Consider the following 16258-nt stretch of genomic DNA (forward strand, 5'->3'; position numbering starts at 1 on the left):
GTGACCACCATCGACAAAACCAGGAACGTGCCCGAGCCGCGAGGCGCGGCCGAGGGTGACGTTCCCCTGCTCGAAGTGCGCGATCTGCACGTCGAGTTCCACACCCGTGACGGTGTGGCCAAGGCCGTCAACGGCGTCAACTACACCGTGTCGTCCGGCGAGACCCTCGCCGTGCTCGGCGAGTCCGGCTCCGGCAAGTCCGTGACCGCGCAGGCGATCATGGGCATCCTCGACATGCCGCCCGGGCGGATCCCCCAGGGCCAGATCCTGTACCGGGGCGAGGACATGCTCACCATGTCCGGTGACGCCCGGCGCAAGATCCGGGGCCGCAAGATCGCGATGATCTTCCAGGACGCGCTCTCCGCGCTGAACCCGGTGCTGTCCGTCGGCTACCAGCTCGGCGAGATGTTCCGCGTCCACCAGGGCCTGAGCAAGAAGGACGCCAAGGCCAGGGCCATCGAGCTGATGGACCGCGTGAAGATCCCGGCCGCCAAGGAGCGCGTCGGCGACTATCCGCACCAGTTCTCCGGCGGTATGCGCCAGCGCATCATGATCGCGATGGCGCTCGCCCTGGAGCCGGACCTGATCATCGCCGACGAGCCGACCACGGCCCTCGACGTGACGGTCCAGGCCCAGGTCATGGACCTGCTCGCGGAGCTGCAGCGCGAGTACAACATGGGCCTCATCCTGATCACCCACGACCTCGGCGTCGTCGCCGACGTCGCGGACAAGATCGCGGTGATGTACGCGGGCCGGATCGTGGAGACCGCCCCGGTGCACGAGCTGTACAAGCGGCCCGCGCACCCCTACACCAAGGGTCTGCTCGAGTCGATCCCGCGCCTGGACCAGAAGGGCCAGGACCTGTACGCGATCAAGGGCCTGCCGCCCAACCTGACGCGCATCCCGTCCGGTTGTGCCTTCAACCCGCGGTGCCCGCAGGCGCAGGACATCTGCCGTACGGATGTCCCGCTGCTGCACCCGGTCACCGAGCGGGACGGCGGCGAGCTGGCCGGCCGCGGCAGCGCGTGCCACTTCTGGAAGGAGACGATCCATGGCTGAGCCGGACAAGAAGGACGAGACCATGGACGCCACCCCCAACGTCACCGAGGTCGAGACGGTCGAGGCCGCCACCGACGCGGAGGCCGTGGCCGCCATCGAAGCACCGGTCGAGCGCGGTGAGCCGATCCTGCAGGTCCGCAACCTGGTCAAGCACTTCCCGCTGACCCAGGGCATCCTGTTCAAACGCCAGATCGGCGCGGTCAAAGCCGTGGACGGGGTCTCCTTCGACCTCTACCAGGGCGAGACGCTCGGCATCGTGGGCGAGTCCGGCTGTGGCAAGTCCACCGTCGCCAAGCTCCTGATGATGCTGGAGAAGGCGACCGCGGGCGAGATCTTCTACAAGGGCCAGGACATCACCAAGCTGTCCGGGCGTGCGCTGAAGGCGGTCCGCCGGAACATCCAGATGGTGTTCCAGGACCCGTACACCTCGCTCAACCCCCGTATGACGGTGGGCGACATCATCGGCGAGACCTTCGAGATCCACCCCGAGGTGGCTCCGAAGGGCGACCGGCGGCGCAAGGTCCAGGACCTGCTGGACGTCGTGGGTCTCAACCCCGAGTACATCAACCGCTATCCGCACCAGTTCTCGGGCGGTCAGCGCCAGCGCATCGGCATCGCCCGAGGCCTCGCGCTCAACCCCGAGATCATCATCTGCGACGAGCCGGTCTCCGCACTGGACGTGTCCGTCCAGGCGCAGGTCATCAACCTGATGGAGAAGCTCCAGGACGAGTTCAACCTCTCCTACCTCTTCATCGCGCACGACCTGTCGATCGTCCGGCACATCTCGGACCGGGTGGGTGTGATGTACCTCGGCAAGATGGCCGAGATCGGCTCGGACACGGAGATCTACGACCACCCGACCCACCCGTACACCCAGGCGCTGCTCTCGGCCGTCCCGGTCCCCGACCCGGAGTCCCGCGAGGGGCGCGAGCGCATCATCCTCACCGGCGACGTCCCGTCCCCGGCCAACCCGCCCTCGGGCTGCCGCTTCCGCACGCGCTGCTGGAAGGCCCAGGACAAGTGCGCCCAGGAGATCCCGCTCCTCGCGGTCCCCGAGCGCTTCAAGGGCGAGGACACCCCGGCGGCCCACGAGTCGGCCTGCCACTTCGCGGAGGAGAAGGACGTGGTCCACGCGGCCTGACGGCCACGCATGACGTCCCTCACGGTTCCCGGCGCCTTCCACTGAAGGTGCCGGGAACCGGCGTTTCCGGCAGCCCAAGTACCGACAAACCCCCGCCAACTGCGTTAACAAGCAAGCAACTTCGCCGACCCGGTCCCGATATACGGACGCGTCAGGCTGAACGGCGTACGGCCGTGCGGGTGCCGTAAGCGGGCCGGGGCGCGCCATGTCGTCCCGGCCCGTTGCCGTGTGCTCAGGGTTGGCTCAGGCGGCGGTGATGCCCAGGGAGCGCTTCAGGAAGTCCACCTGGAGGAGGAGCAGGTTCTCCGCGACCTGTTCCTGCGGGGTGATGTGCGTGACCCCGGACAGCGGAAGGACCTCGTGCGGGCGGCCGGCGGCCAGGAGGGCCGAGGACAGGCGCAGGGCGTGGGCCACGACCACGTTGTCGTCGGCGAGGCCGTGCACGACCATCAGGGGGCGGTGCGGCTCGGCGGGGGAGGACAGCCCGTCGGCGGTGACGAGAGAGCTCCCGGCATACGACTCCGGCTGCTCCGCCGGGGTGCCCAGGTAGCGCTCGGTGTAGTGGGTGTCGTACAGGCTCCAGTCCGTCACGGGCGCGCCCGCGATGCCCGCGTGGAAGACGTCCGGGCGCCGCAGGACCGCCAGGCCCGCCAGGTAGCCGCCGAAGGACCAGCCGCGGATCGCCACCCGGGAGAGATCCAGGGGATGGCGGGTCGCGAGGTCCTTCAGGGCCTCCACCTGGTCGTCCAGGGACAGTGTGAAGTCGTGGTGGATCGCCTTCTCCCAGGCGGGGGAGCGGCCCGGTGTGCCCCGCCCGTCGGCGACCACCACCGCGAAGCCCTGGTCCGCGAACCACTGCGAGGTGAGGTGCGGGTTGTGCGCGGCGACCACCCGTTGCCCGTGCGGCCCGCCATAGGGGTCCATGAGCACCGGCAGGGGGGTGTCACCGGCGTAGTCCCGAGGCATAAGCACGGCGCACGGGATGCGGCGTGCGCCCCCCTCGGTGAGCGTCACGCGGGGGACATACCAGGGTCTTCGGCGTAAGACGGGACAGTCGCCGTCGCTTTTCCGTCGCGCAGCACCTGCACCCGCACACCTGGCCGATTCAGTGTCGCCGAGACCAGAACGGTGACGTCCCCGGCCCGCACCGCCGAGTGCACGCCCGGCTCCTGCGACACCCGCTCCCAGCCCAGCTCGTTCACCCGGTACACATGCGTCTGGCCCGTCTCCGCCTCGACTGCCTCCTCGCCCGCCGACGCCGAGACCAGCACGTCGTCGTCGGAGACGTCCAGCACGGCACGCACGTGCAACTGCGCTCCCGTGAGCGGCCGTTCCCCGACCGCCAGCACCCGCGCACCGCCCTCGTCCGCGATCCGGACCAGCTGTCCGGACGGGCTCCAGCACGGCACCCCGGGGAAAAGATCAAGCCATGTTCGATCTTCGTCGGCGTGCACCATCCGCGTCGCGCCCGACTCCGGATCCACGGCCAGGATCAGCTGGCTGCGCTGGTCGCGCGCCTGTACGAGCAGCAACGGCGCGCCCGCCGCTGACCAGTGGACATGCGCCAGATACGGATACCGCGCCCGGTCCCAGGCGACCTCCGTGCGCACCCCGTCCAGACCGATCACGAACAGCCGCACGTCCGCGTTGGGGGTGCCCGCCGCCGGGTACGCCACCCGCTGCGGCTCGCGCCCCGGATGCGCGGGATCGGAGATCCACCACCGGTCCACCGGTGTGTCGTCCACCCGCGCCACCAGCAGCCGGTCCGACTCCGGAGCCCACCAGAAACCGCGCGAACGCCCCATCTCCTCGGCCGCGATGAACTCGGCGAGCCCGAATGAGACATTTTCCGACTCCGGCTCGGCGAGCGCCCGGTCGCCGTCCCCTCGGCGTCCACCACGCGCAGGGCGCCCTGCGCGACGTAGGCGATGTGCCGCCCGTCGGGCGACGGACGCGGGTCGATCACCGGCCCGGGCGTGGCCAGTCCACGCGCCGTCCCGGCCCGCAGCTCGGCCGCGAAAAGCCGCCCTGACAAGGCGAAAGAGGCCAACTCTACGGCCGAGTCGGTGGCATACCCGACGATGCCGGCCCCGCCTTCGCGGCTGCGCTCACGCCGTGCCCGCTCTTCGGGCGACAGATCCTCCGAGGCGCCGCCCAGCAGCGCGCGCGGGTCGGCGGCGACGCGCTCCGTGCCCTCCGCCGTGTCGAGGACCCACAGCGAACTCGCCCGGTCCGTACCGGAACCGGAGCGCAGGAAAACAACACGTGAGCCGTCGGGCGCCACACTGAACGAACGCGGCGCGCCGAGCGTGAAGCGCTGGGTGCGGGCGTGCCGACGGGGGAAGGAGTCAGGCTCGGTCGTCATGCCCTGACCATATTGGCCATGCGCCCCCTTGTGCGGCCGTGCGCCGATCGATGCGCAGCGACGGATAGTTATGATCAATGTCGCATAGTGGGTATGAACCTGCTGGCTGCTGTACGGATTTAATGCCCCCATAGTCCGACCCCCCGCTCCCTTGTGGATCTTTGGAGGTGAGCCGCCGTGGCACTCTCGATTTCGGCGGTGGTGCTGCTGGCGATCGTCGTCTTCTTGCTCGTCAAGAAGTCAGGACTGAAGGCGGGGCATGCGGTGGTGTGCATGCTGCTCGGCTTCTACCTCGCCTCCTCAACCGTCGCTCCCACGATCAACGAGCTGACGACGAACATCGCGGGCATGATCGGCAGCATCAAGTTCTGACCGGCCGGGTCCCGCGTACGGCCTCGTGAACCGGGGTCGCGGGACCTCGTAGGGTGGGTCCATGACGGAACTGCCCGACCGGCGTCTGCTGCTGGTGCACGCGCACCCGGACGACGAGTCGATCAACAACGGCGCCACCATGGCCAGGTACGCGGCCGAGGGAGCCCACGTCACCCTGGTCACCTGCACCCTCGGCGAACGCGGCGAGGTCATCCCGCCCGAGCTCGCGCACCTGACCGGCGCCGCCCTGGGCCAGCACCGCCGCCGAGAGCTCACCGCCGCCATGGCCGAGCTCGGCGTCCGGGACGTCCGCCTGCTCGGCGGTGCCGGACGCTACAGCGACTCCGGGATGATGGGCCTGCCCGACAACGACGACCCCGGCTGCTTCTGGCAGGCCGACGTCGACGAGGCCGCCGCACACCTCGTCGAGGTGATCCGCGAGGTACGCCCCCAGGTCCTCGTCACCTACGACGACGACGGCGGCTACGGGCACCCCGACCACATCCAGGCCCACCGCGTCGCCATGCGCGCCGCCGAGTTGTCCGCCGAGGCCGGCACGCCGGTCCCGAAGGTCTACTGGAACCGGGTCCCCCGGCCCGTTGTGGAGGAGTCCTTCGCCCGGCTCCGTGACGACCTGCCCGGCCTCCCCTTCACCAAGGCGGCCGCGGTCGACGACGTACCCGGTGTGGTCGCCGAGGAGCGGATCACCGCGGTGGTCGACGGAACCGCCCACGCCGCCGCCAAGGCCGCCGCGATGCGCGCCCACGCCACCCAGATCACCGTGGCCGAGCCGTACTTCGTGCTGTCCAACGAACTCGCCCAGCCGATCCTCACGACCGAGTACTACGAGCTGGTGCGGGGCGAGCGGAGTTCCGTTGAGCGGGAGACGGACCTGTTCGCCGGTGTCGAGGAGGCCTCATGAGTGACCGGAGCCCGATGCTCGCCCAGCCGATGCGGCCGCCGTCCGCCGCACGGGTCACCGCCTGTCTGGGGTTCTTCCTGCTCGGTGCCGTGGTCGGCGTGGCCGGCGCGCTGGTGCAGCCCGCGTGGTTCCCGGGCGGGCTGCTGCTCGCCCTCGCCGGAGAGGCCGGAGCCGTCCTGGGTGCGGCGCGCGTCACCCGCGGCCGGATCGGGGGCGTCGCGGCCGCCGCCGGCTGGATGCTCGCCGTCATCCTGCTCACGGCCAGCCGCCCCGAGGGCGACTTCCTCTTCGCCGCGGGGAGCGGCTCCTACCTCTATCTGCTCGGGGGCATCGGTGTGGCTGTGATGTGCGCCACCCTTGCCCCGGGGCGGCAACCGGACGGCGGTCCCGTCCGACTTGCCAAGTGACGTACCACTTCGCCAGGACGTGGCCGTGGGGGTCCGGTGTGGGATTCCCGGCGGTCGTGGGATACGGGCCAGAAGTGGCCAGTATGGTGGTGCGCGCCGCCGAGCTGCCCGCGTGAGGTTGTGTCGGGCGGCGGAGCCAACCGGGAGAACCTGCCTTGAGTCGTGAAACTGACACTCCGTCCTCCGGGCCCAACGGGCGCGGTGGAGCCGCCTACCCGTCGGGTACGCCGCCGTACGGGACCCCGAAGGTCTCCGACGCCGGTACGGACGCGGGCCGTTCGGCCGCCCGGCCGGAGGAACGCAAGACCGAGACCACGCTGACGACCCGGATCCGGATCAACATCCCCGGGTCACGGCCCATTCCGCCCGTGGTGGTGCGCAAGCCCGTCGGGGATTCGGAGGGCTCGGGCGACACCGGGACCTCTGCGGGCCCGGGCAGCGAGGCCACCGCTCCGGGGGCAGCACCTCCCGGGGCACCGGCACGGTCGAGCCTCCCGCCGAGCCCGCGCAGCCCGCTGACGACAAGCCGGCCAGCGACTGGTTCGCGCCCCGCAAGTCCGGCACGGGCCCGGGCGGTCAGGGCAGCGGCTCCACCAACGGGGCCGGTCTGCCGGGCGGTTCGAATCCGGCGGCAGGCGGGCCCGGCGCGGGCGCTCCCGGTGCCGGCGCGTCCGGTGGGACCCGGCCGGGTACCGGGCGGCCCGGAGGCGTGGTCGGCTCCATGGGTGCGCCGGGCGGCTCCCGGTCCGGCGGTACGAACGGTGCCGGGCTCCCCGGCGGCGCGACCGGCGGACCCGTCGCGCCCGGGCACGGCGGCGGCACCGGCTCCTTCGACGTCACCGAGGCACTGGCGGCGGGCCCGCTGGGCAACGGTTCGCGTCCCGCGCCGGGCAGCGGCAGTGGTGGTGGCGAACCGCGCCGCGACGATCTGCCGTTCTTCGCGGAGAACGACCGCGGCGGCCAGGGCGGCCCCGGCTCCCAGGGCCCGGCCGGCCCTACGGGCGGTCCGGTCACCGGCGACGGCCCGATGGTGCCGCCGGCCGGCGCCCCCGGCAGCGGTCCGGACTCCTTCGCCGGTGGACCGGGTGGACGGAGCGCCCCGGGCCGACCGGGTGGCCCCGGCGGTCCTGGTGGCCCCGGCGCCTTCAGCGAGCCGGGTAGGCCCGGTGGTCCTGGTGGCCCCGGCGCCTTCGACGAGCCGGGTAGGCCCGGTGGTCCTGGTGGCCCCGGCGCCTTCGACGAGCCCGGTCGCCCCAGTGGCCCCGGCGCCCCCAGCGCTTTCAACGACCCCGGCCGACCGGGCGCCCCCGCCGGCCCCGGAGCCATAGGCGGACCCGGTCGTCCGGGCGCACCCGGCGGCCCGGCCGGCAAGAGCGGCCCTGGAGTGCCTGGCGGGCCCGGCGGCCCCGGCGGCCCGGGTACGGCCAACCCCGACGGCCCCGCGGTTGCCGGCGGTCCCGGCCCCCTGGGCGGCGCCCCGGGCGGCGGCATGAGCGACGACACCGCCATCCTCACCCCGCAGAAGCCGGCCCCCGAACCGGACGGCCAGGGCTTCGGCCCCCGCCACGACAACGTCTCCGGGCACACCGTCACCAGCGGCATCCCGGTCGTACCGTCGTCCGGCGCTGCCTCCCCGTTCGGCCCGGGCGCGCCCGGCGAGGGCCCGGTGCCGCACGGGGCCCCGAAGCTGCCCGAGCCGGTCTCCCCGCTCCCGGCGAGCTCCTCGAAGGCGCCGAAGAAGAAGGGCCGCAACAAGCTCGTGCTGCTCGCGGTCGGCGTGGTCGTCGCCGCCGGTGGCCTCTACGGCGCCGGTCTGCTGATGAACCGCACCGATGTCCCGAAGGGCACCAGCGTCCTCGGCGTCGACATCGGCGGCACCACCCGCGACGGCGCGGTCAAGAAGCTCGACGAGGCCTTCGACGCCAACGCGGGCAAGCCGCTGAAGCTGTCGGTGGGCGGCAAGGCCGTGTCCCTCGACCCGGACAACGCGGGCCTCCAGTTCGACATGGACGCCACGGCCGACGCGGCGGCGAAGAGCGACTACAACCCGGTCTCCGTGATCGGCTCGCTCTTCGGCAACCACCGCGTCGTCACTCCCGTCATGCCGATCGACGAGGAGAAACTGCACGCGTCCCTGGAGACCGCCGCGGGCGGCTCCGGCGCGTCGTCCGACGGCACCATCAAGTTCCAGGGCGGCAAGGCCGTCGCCGTGTACGGCAAGACGGGCAAGGGCATCGACGTCGCCAAGTCGACCGCGGCGATCGAGGAGGCCTACCGCACCCAGGTGGAGACCGGCGCGGCGGGCGCGGTGAACCTGCCGACCACGACCCGGCAGCCGACCGTCTCGAACGCCGAGGTCGACCGGATGCTGAAGGAATTCGCGCAGCCCGCGATGTCCGACCTCGCCACCGTTCGCACCGACGCGGCCCACAGCATCGACTTCGGCCCCGTGTCCCTGCCGAAGATCCTCAGCTTCAAGGCCGTCGACGGCAAGCTCGTGGACTCGTACAACCTCAAGGCGCTCCAGGCGGCGTACGGCACGACCTTCGAGGGCGTGCAGATCGAGGGCGCGAGCGGCAAGCGCGACGTTCTGCCGCAGGACGTCGTCTCCGCCCTGCGCAAGGCCCTGAGGGGCAAGACACCGGCGGAGCGGGTCGGAGTCATCGAGACCAAGCCGAACTGACCTCGTACGGTCCGGACTGACGAGCAGCCCCTGCCTCACCGGGCAGGGGCTGCTCGGCGTCGTCACCCGCGCGGCATGACATCTGTCATCCGGCACTCCGGACGCCCGACACTGCCCCCGCCGACCTCCCCGAAGCCACCATGGCCGTATGACAACGACAGCCTCGGTGGTCGCGTTCGACCAGGTGAGCAAGGCATACGACACCGTCCGGGCCGTGGACGGACTGACTCTGGACCTGCGCCCGGGGGAGACCGTGGCGCTGCTCGGCCCCAACGGCGCCGGCAAGTCCACCACCCTCGATCTGCTCCTCGGCCTCAAGAAGCCCGACAGCGGCACGGTCCGCCTCTTCGGCGCCGGCGCCCGGGAGGCCATCGTCGCCGGGCGGGTGGGCGCCATGCTGCAGAGCGGCGGGCTGATGGACGAGGTCACGGTCGCCGAACTGGTGCGGCTCGCCTGCGATCTGCACCCGAAGCCGTATGAGCCCTCCGAGGTCCTGTCCGGCGCGGGCATCGCGCAGATCGTCGGCCGCAAGGTCAACAAGCTCTCCGGCGGCCAGGCCCAGCGCGTCCGCTTCGCCCTCGCCACCGCCGGCGACAGCGACCTCATCGTCCTGGACGAGCCCACCACCGGCATGGACGTCACCACCCGCCAGGCCTTCTGGGCCACCATGCGCGAACAGGCCGACCAGGGCCGGACCGTCCTCTTCGCCACCCACTACCTCGAAGAGGCCGACGCCATCGCCGACCGGGTCCTGGTGCTGCACCGCGGCCGGCTCCTCGCCGACGGCACGGCCGCCGAGATCAAGGCCAGGGCGGGCGCCCGCCGCGTCTCCTTCGACCTGGCGGACACCGTCGACGAGGCAGCCCTGCGGGGCCTGCCGTTCCTGACCTCCCTGGCCGTCTCCGGCCGGACCGTCCGCATCCAGTCCACCGACGCCGACGCGACCGTCCACGCCCTGTACGGCCTCGGCGTCTACCCCCGCAATCTCGAAGTCGCCGGGCTCGGCCTGGAGCAGGCCTTCGTCGCGATCACCGCCGCCGAGGAGGCGAAGTCGAAGTGAACAGCCTGATCAAGCTGGAACTCACCCGCGCCCTGCGCAATCGCAAGTTCCTGTTCTTCTCCGTGATCTACCCGTCGGTGCTGTTCCTGATCATCGCGGGCAACGCCGACAGCACCACCAAGGTCCCCGGCACCGGCCTGACCCTCCCGACCTACATGATGGTCTCCATGGCCTCCTTCGGCGCTCTCACGGCCGTCCTCATGGGCAACAGCGAGCGCATCGCCAAGGAGCGCGAGGGCGGCTGGGTGCGGCAACTGCGCCTGACCACGCTGCCGGGCCGCGGCTACGTCCTCGCCAAGACCGCGAGCGCCGCCGTGGTGAGCCTGCCGTCCATCGTCATCGTCTTCGTCATCGCTGCGGCCGTGAAGGACGTACGACTGGACGCCTGGCAGTGGCTCGCCCTGACAGGCGCGATCTGGGCCGGCAGCCTCGTCTTCGCCGCGCTCGGCGTCGCCATCGGCTATCTGGCCACCGGGGACGCGGTCCGCCCGATCACGATGATCACCTACTTCGGCCTCTCGATGCTGGGCGGCCTGTGGATGCCGACCACGACGTTCCCGGACTGGCTGCAGGACATCGCGAAGTGGCTGCCCACGCACGCGTACGCTGCCCTGGGGCAGGCCATCGAGCAGAGCCGTGCCCCGCACGTCCAGGACCTCGTCGTCCTCGTGGTGTCGTTCGCCCTGTTCGCGGGCGGCGCGGCCTGGCTGTACCGGAAGGACACCCTGAAGGCGTGAGCGGCGTCGGGTTCGGTATCGGGCAGCGCCCGGTGAACCGCCGGCAGCGGGCGGTGAAGTCGCTGTGGACCGCCATCTGGCTGGTCTACCTGAGCGCGCCCGTCACCGACCTGCTGCACGGCGGCCACAGCACAGGCGTGACGATCCTCGGCTGGATCGGCCTGGCCGCGTTCGTCACCTGGTACATGCTGCTGGTCTTCCGCACCGGCCGCGGCGAGCGCAACGCCCTGGTGCTCGGCTCGCTCGGGGTCCTCGCGGCCCAGTCCACGCTCCTCGCCCTCACCCTGGGCCGCGAGTGGCTGGTGCTGTTCGTGTACGTCTCGATCGCGTCCGGGGCGGCCCTGCCCCTGCGCATGGCCCGCTGGACGATCCCGGCCACGTGCGCCCTGCTGACCGCCGTGGCACTCGCGACGCACGACGGTCTGGCCTACCTGGCCGGGCTCCTCATCCCGGCCCTGCTCGGCGGCTTCGCCATGACCGGCGTACGCGAACTCGTCCGCACGACCGTCGCCCTGCGCGAGGCCCGCGCCACCGTCGCCCAGCTCGCCGCCAACGAGGAACGCCTGCGCCTGGCCCGGGACCTGCACGACCTGCTCGGCCACTCCCTCTCCCTGATCACCCTCAAGAGCGAGCTGGCCGGCCGGATGCTCCCCGGCCGGCCCGACGAGGCGGCCCAGCAGGTCGCCGACATCGAGCAGGTCAGCCGCCAGGCCCTCGTGGACGTACGCGAGGCCGTCACCGGCTACCGACGCCCCCGCCTGAGCGCCGAACTCGCCGGTGCCCGGGTCGCCCTGACCGCGGCCGGCGTCACCACCGACCTGCCCGCCGAGCCGCCCGGCCTCGCCGGCGTCCCCGAGGAGAGCGAGTCCGCCCTCGCCTGGGCCCTGCGCGAGGCGGTCACCAACGTCGTACGGCACAGCGGTGCCCGCCGCTGCACGGTCGAACTGCTGCGCCGCCAGACCCTAGACGGCCCGGTGCTCGAACTCACCGTCGAGGACAACGGCTCCGGCGGCCCGGGCACGGTCCACGGCAACGGCATCACGGGCCTGACCGAACGCCTCTCCAAGGCGGGCGGCACCCTGGAGGCGGGCCCGCTCAAGCACGGCTTCCGCCTGGTCGCCCGCGTGCCGACGGCCGACCCGGCGGACGTAGGATCCCCGGCATGAGCCGCACGATCAAGGTCCTCCTCGCCGAGGACCAGTCGATGGTCCGCGAGGCCCTGGCCGCCCTGCTCGGCCTGGAGGCGGACATCGAGGTCGTCGCCCAGGTGGCCCGCGGCGACGAGGTCCTGGAAGCGGCCCGCGAACACGCCGTCGACGTGGCCCTCCTGGACATCGAGATGCCCGGCGCGACGGGCATAGAGGCCGCGGCCCGCCTCCACGAGGAGCTTCCGGCGGTGAAGCTGGTCATCCTCACCACCTTCGGCCGCCCCGGCTACCTCCGCAGCGCCATGGAGTCCGGCGCCGACGCCTTCCTGGTCAAGGACGCCCCGGCCGCCCAGCTCGCCGAAGCGATCCGCAGGGTCCTCACCGGCGAACGCGTCATCGACCCGACCCTCGCGGCAGCGGCCCTGGCGGACGGCGCCAACCCCCTCACGGACCGGGAGCGAGAGGTCCTCAGAGCAGCGGCGGACGGCTCCACCAACGCCGAACTGGCAGCCACCCTGCACCTCTCCCAGGGCACGGTCCGCAACTACCTCAGCACAGCCATCCAGAAGCTCGCGGTGAGAAACCGAGCAGAAGCGGTCCGAACAGCACGAGAAAAAGGCTGGTTGTAGATCGCCCGCTCAGGGGTGCGGGGCTGTATCGATATGCGGCTCCGCCGCGTGGGCGCGACCAGCCACGACGCACCCGCACCCGCACCCGCATCAACGCGAAGCCCCACGGCGAGAAGGCGTCAGTTGAGCATCGCCCGAGCCGCGAAAGCCTCCCCCCGCACCCGCTCGGCGGCCCCCTCGTCCACGGCCTCCACCACCTCCGCGTAGGCCTCCAGCTCCGAGGCCCCGCCCAGGAACTCCCCCCGCTGCACCAGCAACTGCGCCCGCTCGTAGCGCAACCGAGCCGGATGCGAAGGCAACAGCAGCGACAGCTCGACCGCCCACAGCGCGACATCCGACCGCTCCGGCCGAGTCGCCGCCCACGCCCGCACGTTGTTCAGAATCCGCAGCACCACATCCAGCGGATCCGCCGGCCGCAACATCGCCGGATCGAGACCCGCCCCCGTCGCCCCGGCGACCAGCACCTCCGCGTCCGCCCCCGTCAGCACCCGCCCCCCGTCGAACGGATCGGCCAGCACCTGCCCCTCGTCAGGCCCGAAACCGACCACGAAATGCCCCGGCAGAGCCACCCCGTACACCGGCGCCCCGGCCCGCCGGGCCACCTCCATCCACACCACGGACAGCAGAATCGGCAGCCCCCTGCGCCGCACCAGCACCTCGTGCAGCAGTGAGGACTCCAGCCGCTGGTAGTCGGCCGGGCTGCCGCCGAAACCCATCCGCTCACCGAGCAGCTCCCGCAGGGCGACCGCCCAGGCCCGCGGCCCGCCGGGCCGGTACGGCAGCAGTCCGGCCAGCCGGTCCAGCTCGACCTGCGCGCTGTCCAGGCCGGCATCGTCCAGCTCCCGGTCCGCCTCCGCGCCCACCAGCAGGCACAGCGTCGACAGATCGGGCCGCTCGGACCGGGCCTCTTCGGCGAACCGCCGCCGCAGCTCGGCGGAGCGCTCCGGGGACGGGGGACAGGGGGGACTCATAGCTGGCTCGTGCCCTCTCACGACGATCGGTTACCGGCCGGTGCCGCCGGAATCCGGCGCCCGGTAGTGGTGGTAGGCATGGTGCGCCGAGAAGCCCATACCGGCGTACAGCTCCCGCGCTCCCGTGTTCTCGGCCTCGACCTGGAGCCACGCGGCCGACGCACCCTCGTCGAGGGCCTGCCGGGCCAGCGCCGCCATCACTTCCGTGCCCAGCCCCTGCCGCCGCAGCGCCGGATCGACCTCGACGGCGGCGAACCCGGCCCACCGCCCGTCGACCACACCCCGCCCGATGGCGGCTGGAGCGGCACCCTCCGGGGCACCCGGCACGGTCGCGAACCACACCGAAGGCCCCGATCCCAGCACTCGCAGCGCCACCTCGCTCACGCCCTTGCGCTGGTACCGGGCCAGCCAGGCCTCGTCCGCCTCCCGGGACAGCAGGACGCCCGACGGATCGGCACGGTCGGCCACCGGCGCCAGCGGCCCGATCCACAGCTCGGCGGTCACCTCCCGCACCCAGCCCCGCGCCTCCAGCTCGGCACAGAGCAGCTCCTGTGTGCCCTCGGCGCCGGTCGCGGTCTGGACGTAGGCGGGCAGCCCGCGCTCGCCGTACCACCGCCGGGCGGCGCCGAGTGCCTCGTCGAGCGGCATGCCCGGCTCGCCGAGCGGCAGCACCGAATTGGCCCGCCGCGTGAACCCGGACGCGGCCCGCAGCTCCCAGTCCCCGAGCCGCTCGCTCTCCACGGGCCGCCAGGCCCGCGCGGCGACCCGGGCCAGCTCCTCGTACGAGGCGGCCGGACCACGGCGGCGCGCCGGAGCGGCGGGCACCACCTTCCCCGCGACCAGCGCGGATTCCGCGATGCGGACGCTCTCGCCGCTCCTGCGTGTGATCAGCAACACACCCTCGTCCCATGATGTGAGAACGCCGACCGTGTCGGTGAACTTCTCACCCGGTGCCGCGTGTTCGATCAAGCTCCGCACGGAGACCCGTTTGCCCACGTCAGCAGCGGTGATGGCCACATCGAGACGCCCGGCGGCTGAGATTTCCACAGGTCCGTACACCCCTCCTGTTCGGATCATGCCCAAGAACGGAGATACTAGGGGCGGGCATCGACGACGCCGCGCTCCCGCGCGCCAGGCGGCGGAGCCTGAGGAGGCCCGCCAGCGCCCTATCGAGGAGGAACGACAGCGTGACCTACGTCATCGCGCAGCCTTGTGTCGACGTCAAGGACAAGGCGTGCATCGAGGAGTGCCCGGTCGACTGCATCTACGAGGGCTCCCGGTCCTTGTACATCCACCCGGACGAATGCGTCGACTGTGGTGCCTGTGAGCCGGTCTGCCCGGTCGAGGCGATCTTCTACGAGGACGACACCCCGGAGGAGTGGAAGGACTACTACAAGGCGAACGTCGAGTTCTTCGACGAGCTCGGCTCGCCCGGCGGCGCCAGCAAGCTGGGGCTGATCGAGCGCGACCACCCCTTCATCGCCGCGCTGCCGCCGCAGGCCTAGCCACCGCAAGCGGCCCGCACACCGCGCCGCCTCGGTCCCGTACGGCCTGATCACGCCCTGATCGCCGTACGGGGCCGAGGCGTTTGCCCTACGACGGCTCGTACGTACCAGAAAGTGAGCCAGAAACCGTGTCCGCAGTCTCCGACCGTCTCCCCGCTTTTCCCTGGGACAAGCTGACGCCGTTCAAGGCCACGGCCGCCGCCCACCCGGACGGCATCGTGGACCTGTCCGTCGGCACCCCGGTCGACCCGGTCCCCGAGCTGATCCAGAAGGCGCTGGTCGACGCGGCGGACTCGCCGGGCTACCCGACCGTCTGGGGCACGCCCGAGCTGCGCGACGCGATCACCGGCTGGGTCGAGCGCCGCCTCGGCGCCCGCGAGGTCACCCACCGCCACGTCCTGCCGATCGTCGGCTCCAAGGAACTCGTCGCCTGGCTCCCGACCCAGCTGGGTCTCGGCCCCGGCGACCGGGTGGCCTACCCGCGCCTGGCCTACCCGACGTACGAGGTGGGCGCCCGCCTGGCCCGCGCCGAGTACGAGGTCTACGACGACCCGACGGAGCTGGACCCCGAGGGTCTGAAGCTCCTCTGGCTGAACTCCCCGTCGAACCCCACGGGCAAGGTCCTGTCGAAGGCGGACCTCACCCGGATCGTGGCGTGGGCCCGTGAGCACGGCATCCTGCTCTTCTCCGACGAGTGCTACCTGGAGCTGGGCTGGGAGGCCGAGCCGGTCTCGGTGCTGCACCCCGACGTCAACGGCGGCTCGTACGACGGCATCGTGTCCGTCCACTCCCTCTCCAAGCGCTCGAACCTCGCGGGTTACCGCGCGGCCTTCCTGGCCGGCGACCCGGCCGTCCTGAGCCCCCTCCTGGAGATCCGCAAGCACGGCGGCATGATGACGTCCGCGCCGACGCAGGCGGCGGTCGTGGCGGCCCTGAGCGACGACGACCACGTCCGCGTCCAGCGCGAGCGCTACGCGTCCCGCCGAGCCCTCCTGCGCGAGGCCCTCCTGTCCCACGGCTTCCGCATCGAGCACAGCGAGGCCAGCCTCTACCTGTGGGCCACCCGGGGCGAATCCTGCTGGGACACGGTCGCCCATCTCGCGGAACGAGGCATCCTCGTGGCCCCGGGCGACTTCTACGGCACGGCCGGCGCGGAGTTCGTCCGCGTGGCCCTGACGGCGACGGACGAGCGGATCGCGGCGGCCGTGCGGCGTCTGTAGGCCCCAGCGGGCCGTCCACGGCCGCCGGCGTCCGGCAGG

At 72.0% G+C, this 16258-nt stretch carries 12 protein-coding genes and 3 pseudogenes; 12 read left to right on the plus strand and 3 right to left on the minus strand.

Annotated features, from left to right (window positions below; genetic code table 11):
* Both ACQEV8_RS28940 and ACQEV8_RS28945 read left to right on the plus strand, forming a co-directional pair.
* Nucleotides 1-1059 carry an ABC transporter ATP-binding protein gene (locus ACQEV8_RS28940; RefSeq protein WP_432966020.1) on the plus strand — a complete coding sequence of 353 codons (1059 nt, stop codon included), beginning with the start codon at nucleotides 1-3 and terminating at the stop codon, nucleotides 1057-1059.
* Nucleotides 1052-2200 (plus strand): ABC transporter ATP-binding protein, encoded by a 1149-nt coding sequence (locus tag ACQEV8_RS28945; RefSeq protein WP_432966023.1) that lies wholly within the window; start codon nucleotides 1052-1054, stop codon nucleotides 2198-2200. Before ACQEV8_RS28940 ends, ACQEV8_RS28945 begins: the two co-directional genes overlap by 8 nt.
* A 243-nt stretch (nucleotides 2201-2443) precedes the next feature.
* On the opposite strand, the pseudogene ACQEV8_RS28950 reads toward ACQEV8_RS28945, so the two are convergent.
* Nucleotides 2444-4565, minus strand: a pseudogene (locus tag ACQEV8_RS28950) (prolyl oligopeptidase family serine peptidase).
* A gap of 177 nt (nucleotides 4566-4742) precedes the next feature.
* Here ACQEV8_RS28950 and ACQEV8_RS28955 point away from each other — a divergent pair.
* From ACQEV8_RS28955 to ACQEV8_RS28990, 8 genes and pseudogenes are all read left to right on the plus strand, one after another.
* Nucleotides 4743-4937 carry a hypothetical protein gene (locus tag ACQEV8_RS28955; RefSeq protein WP_432966026.1) on the plus strand — a complete coding sequence of 65 codons (195 nt, stop codon included), beginning with the start codon at nucleotides 4743-4745 and terminating at the stop codon, nucleotides 4935-4937.
* Nucleotides 4938-4998: 61 nt separating this feature from the next.
* On the plus strand, nucleotides 4999-5859 hold the full coding sequence (gene mshB / locus ACQEV8_RS28960; RefSeq protein ID WP_432966029.1) for an N-acetyl-1-D-myo-inositol-2-amino-2-deoxy-alpha-D-glucopyranoside deacetylase: 861 nt from the start codon (nucleotides 4999-5001) through the stop codon (nucleotides 5857-5859).
* Nucleotides 5856-6266 (plus strand): DUF6113 family protein, encoded by a 411-nt coding sequence (locus ACQEV8_RS28965; protein ID WP_432966032.1) that lies wholly within the window; start codon nucleotides 5856-5858, stop codon nucleotides 6264-6266. The genes mshB and ACQEV8_RS28965 overlap by 4 nt, the downstream gene beginning before the upstream one ends.
* Nucleotides 6267-6421: 155 nt before the next feature.
* A pseudogene (locus ACQEV8_RS28970) lies at nucleotides 6422-8949 on the plus strand (hypothetical protein).
* Nucleotides 8950-9160: 211 nt separating this feature from the next.
* A pseudogene (locus ACQEV8_RS28975) lies at nucleotides 9161-10009 on the plus strand (ABC transporter ATP-binding protein); the annotation flags it as partial.
* On the plus strand, nucleotides 10006-10746 hold the full coding sequence (locus tag ACQEV8_RS28980; RefSeq protein WP_432966035.1) for an ABC transporter permease: 741 nt from the start codon (nucleotides 10006-10008) through the stop codon (nucleotides 10744-10746). The pseudogene ACQEV8_RS28975 and the gene ACQEV8_RS28980, both read left to right, overlap by 4 nt.
* Nucleotides 10743-11912 (plus strand): sensor histidine kinase, encoded by a 1170-nt coding sequence (locus ACQEV8_RS28985; RefSeq protein WP_432966038.1) that lies wholly within the window; start codon nucleotides 10743-10745, stop codon nucleotides 11910-11912. The genes ACQEV8_RS28980 and ACQEV8_RS28985 overlap by 4 nt, the downstream gene beginning before the upstream one ends.
* Nucleotides 11909-12523: a response regulator gene (locus ACQEV8_RS28990; RefSeq protein WP_432966041.1), complete on the plus strand. Its 615-nt coding sequence runs from the start codon at nucleotides 11909-11911 to the stop codon at nucleotides 12521-12523. The genes ACQEV8_RS28985 and ACQEV8_RS28990 overlap by 4 nt, the downstream gene beginning before the upstream one ends.
* 119 nt (nucleotides 12524-12642) lie before the next feature.
* Here the strand turns inward: ACQEV8_RS28990 and ACQEV8_RS28995 are convergent, their stop codons facing one another.
* Both ACQEV8_RS28995 and ACQEV8_RS29000 read right to left on the minus strand, forming a co-directional pair.
* Nucleotides 12643-13494, minus strand: a complete 852-nt coding sequence (locus tag ACQEV8_RS28995) for a tetratricopeptide repeat protein (protein WP_432966044.1) — start codon at nucleotides 13492-13494, stop codon at nucleotides 12643-12645.
* 30 nt (nucleotides 13495-13524) lie between these two features.
* Nucleotides 13525-14541 carry a GNAT family N-acetyltransferase gene (locus ACQEV8_RS29000; RefSeq protein WP_432966047.1) on the minus strand — a complete coding sequence of 339 codons (1017 nt, stop codon included), beginning with the start codon at nucleotides 14539-14541 and terminating at the stop codon, nucleotides 13525-13527.
* Between the two features lie 140 nt (nucleotides 14542-14681).
* Between ACQEV8_RS29000 and fdxA the strand changes: the two genes are divergently transcribed.
* Complete coding sequence (gene fdxA, locus ACQEV8_RS29005; protein WP_010047804.1) at nucleotides 14682-14999, plus strand: ferredoxin; 318 nt, start codon at nucleotides 14682-14684, stop codon at nucleotides 14997-14999.
* 128 nt (nucleotides 15000-15127) lie between these two features.
* A complete protein-coding gene (locus ACQEV8_RS29010; RefSeq protein ID WP_432966051.1) occupies nucleotides 15128-16219 on the plus strand; it encodes a bifunctional succinyldiaminopimelate transaminase/glutamate-prephenate aminotransferase in 1092 nt (363 codons plus the stop codon).
* Nucleotides 16220-16258 lie beyond the last annotated feature (39 nt).

The organism is Streptomyces sp. CA-179760, assembly GCF_050937045.1.
Classification (GTDB): domain Bacteria; phylum Actinomycetota; class Actinomycetes; order Streptomycetales; family Streptomycetaceae; genus Streptomyces.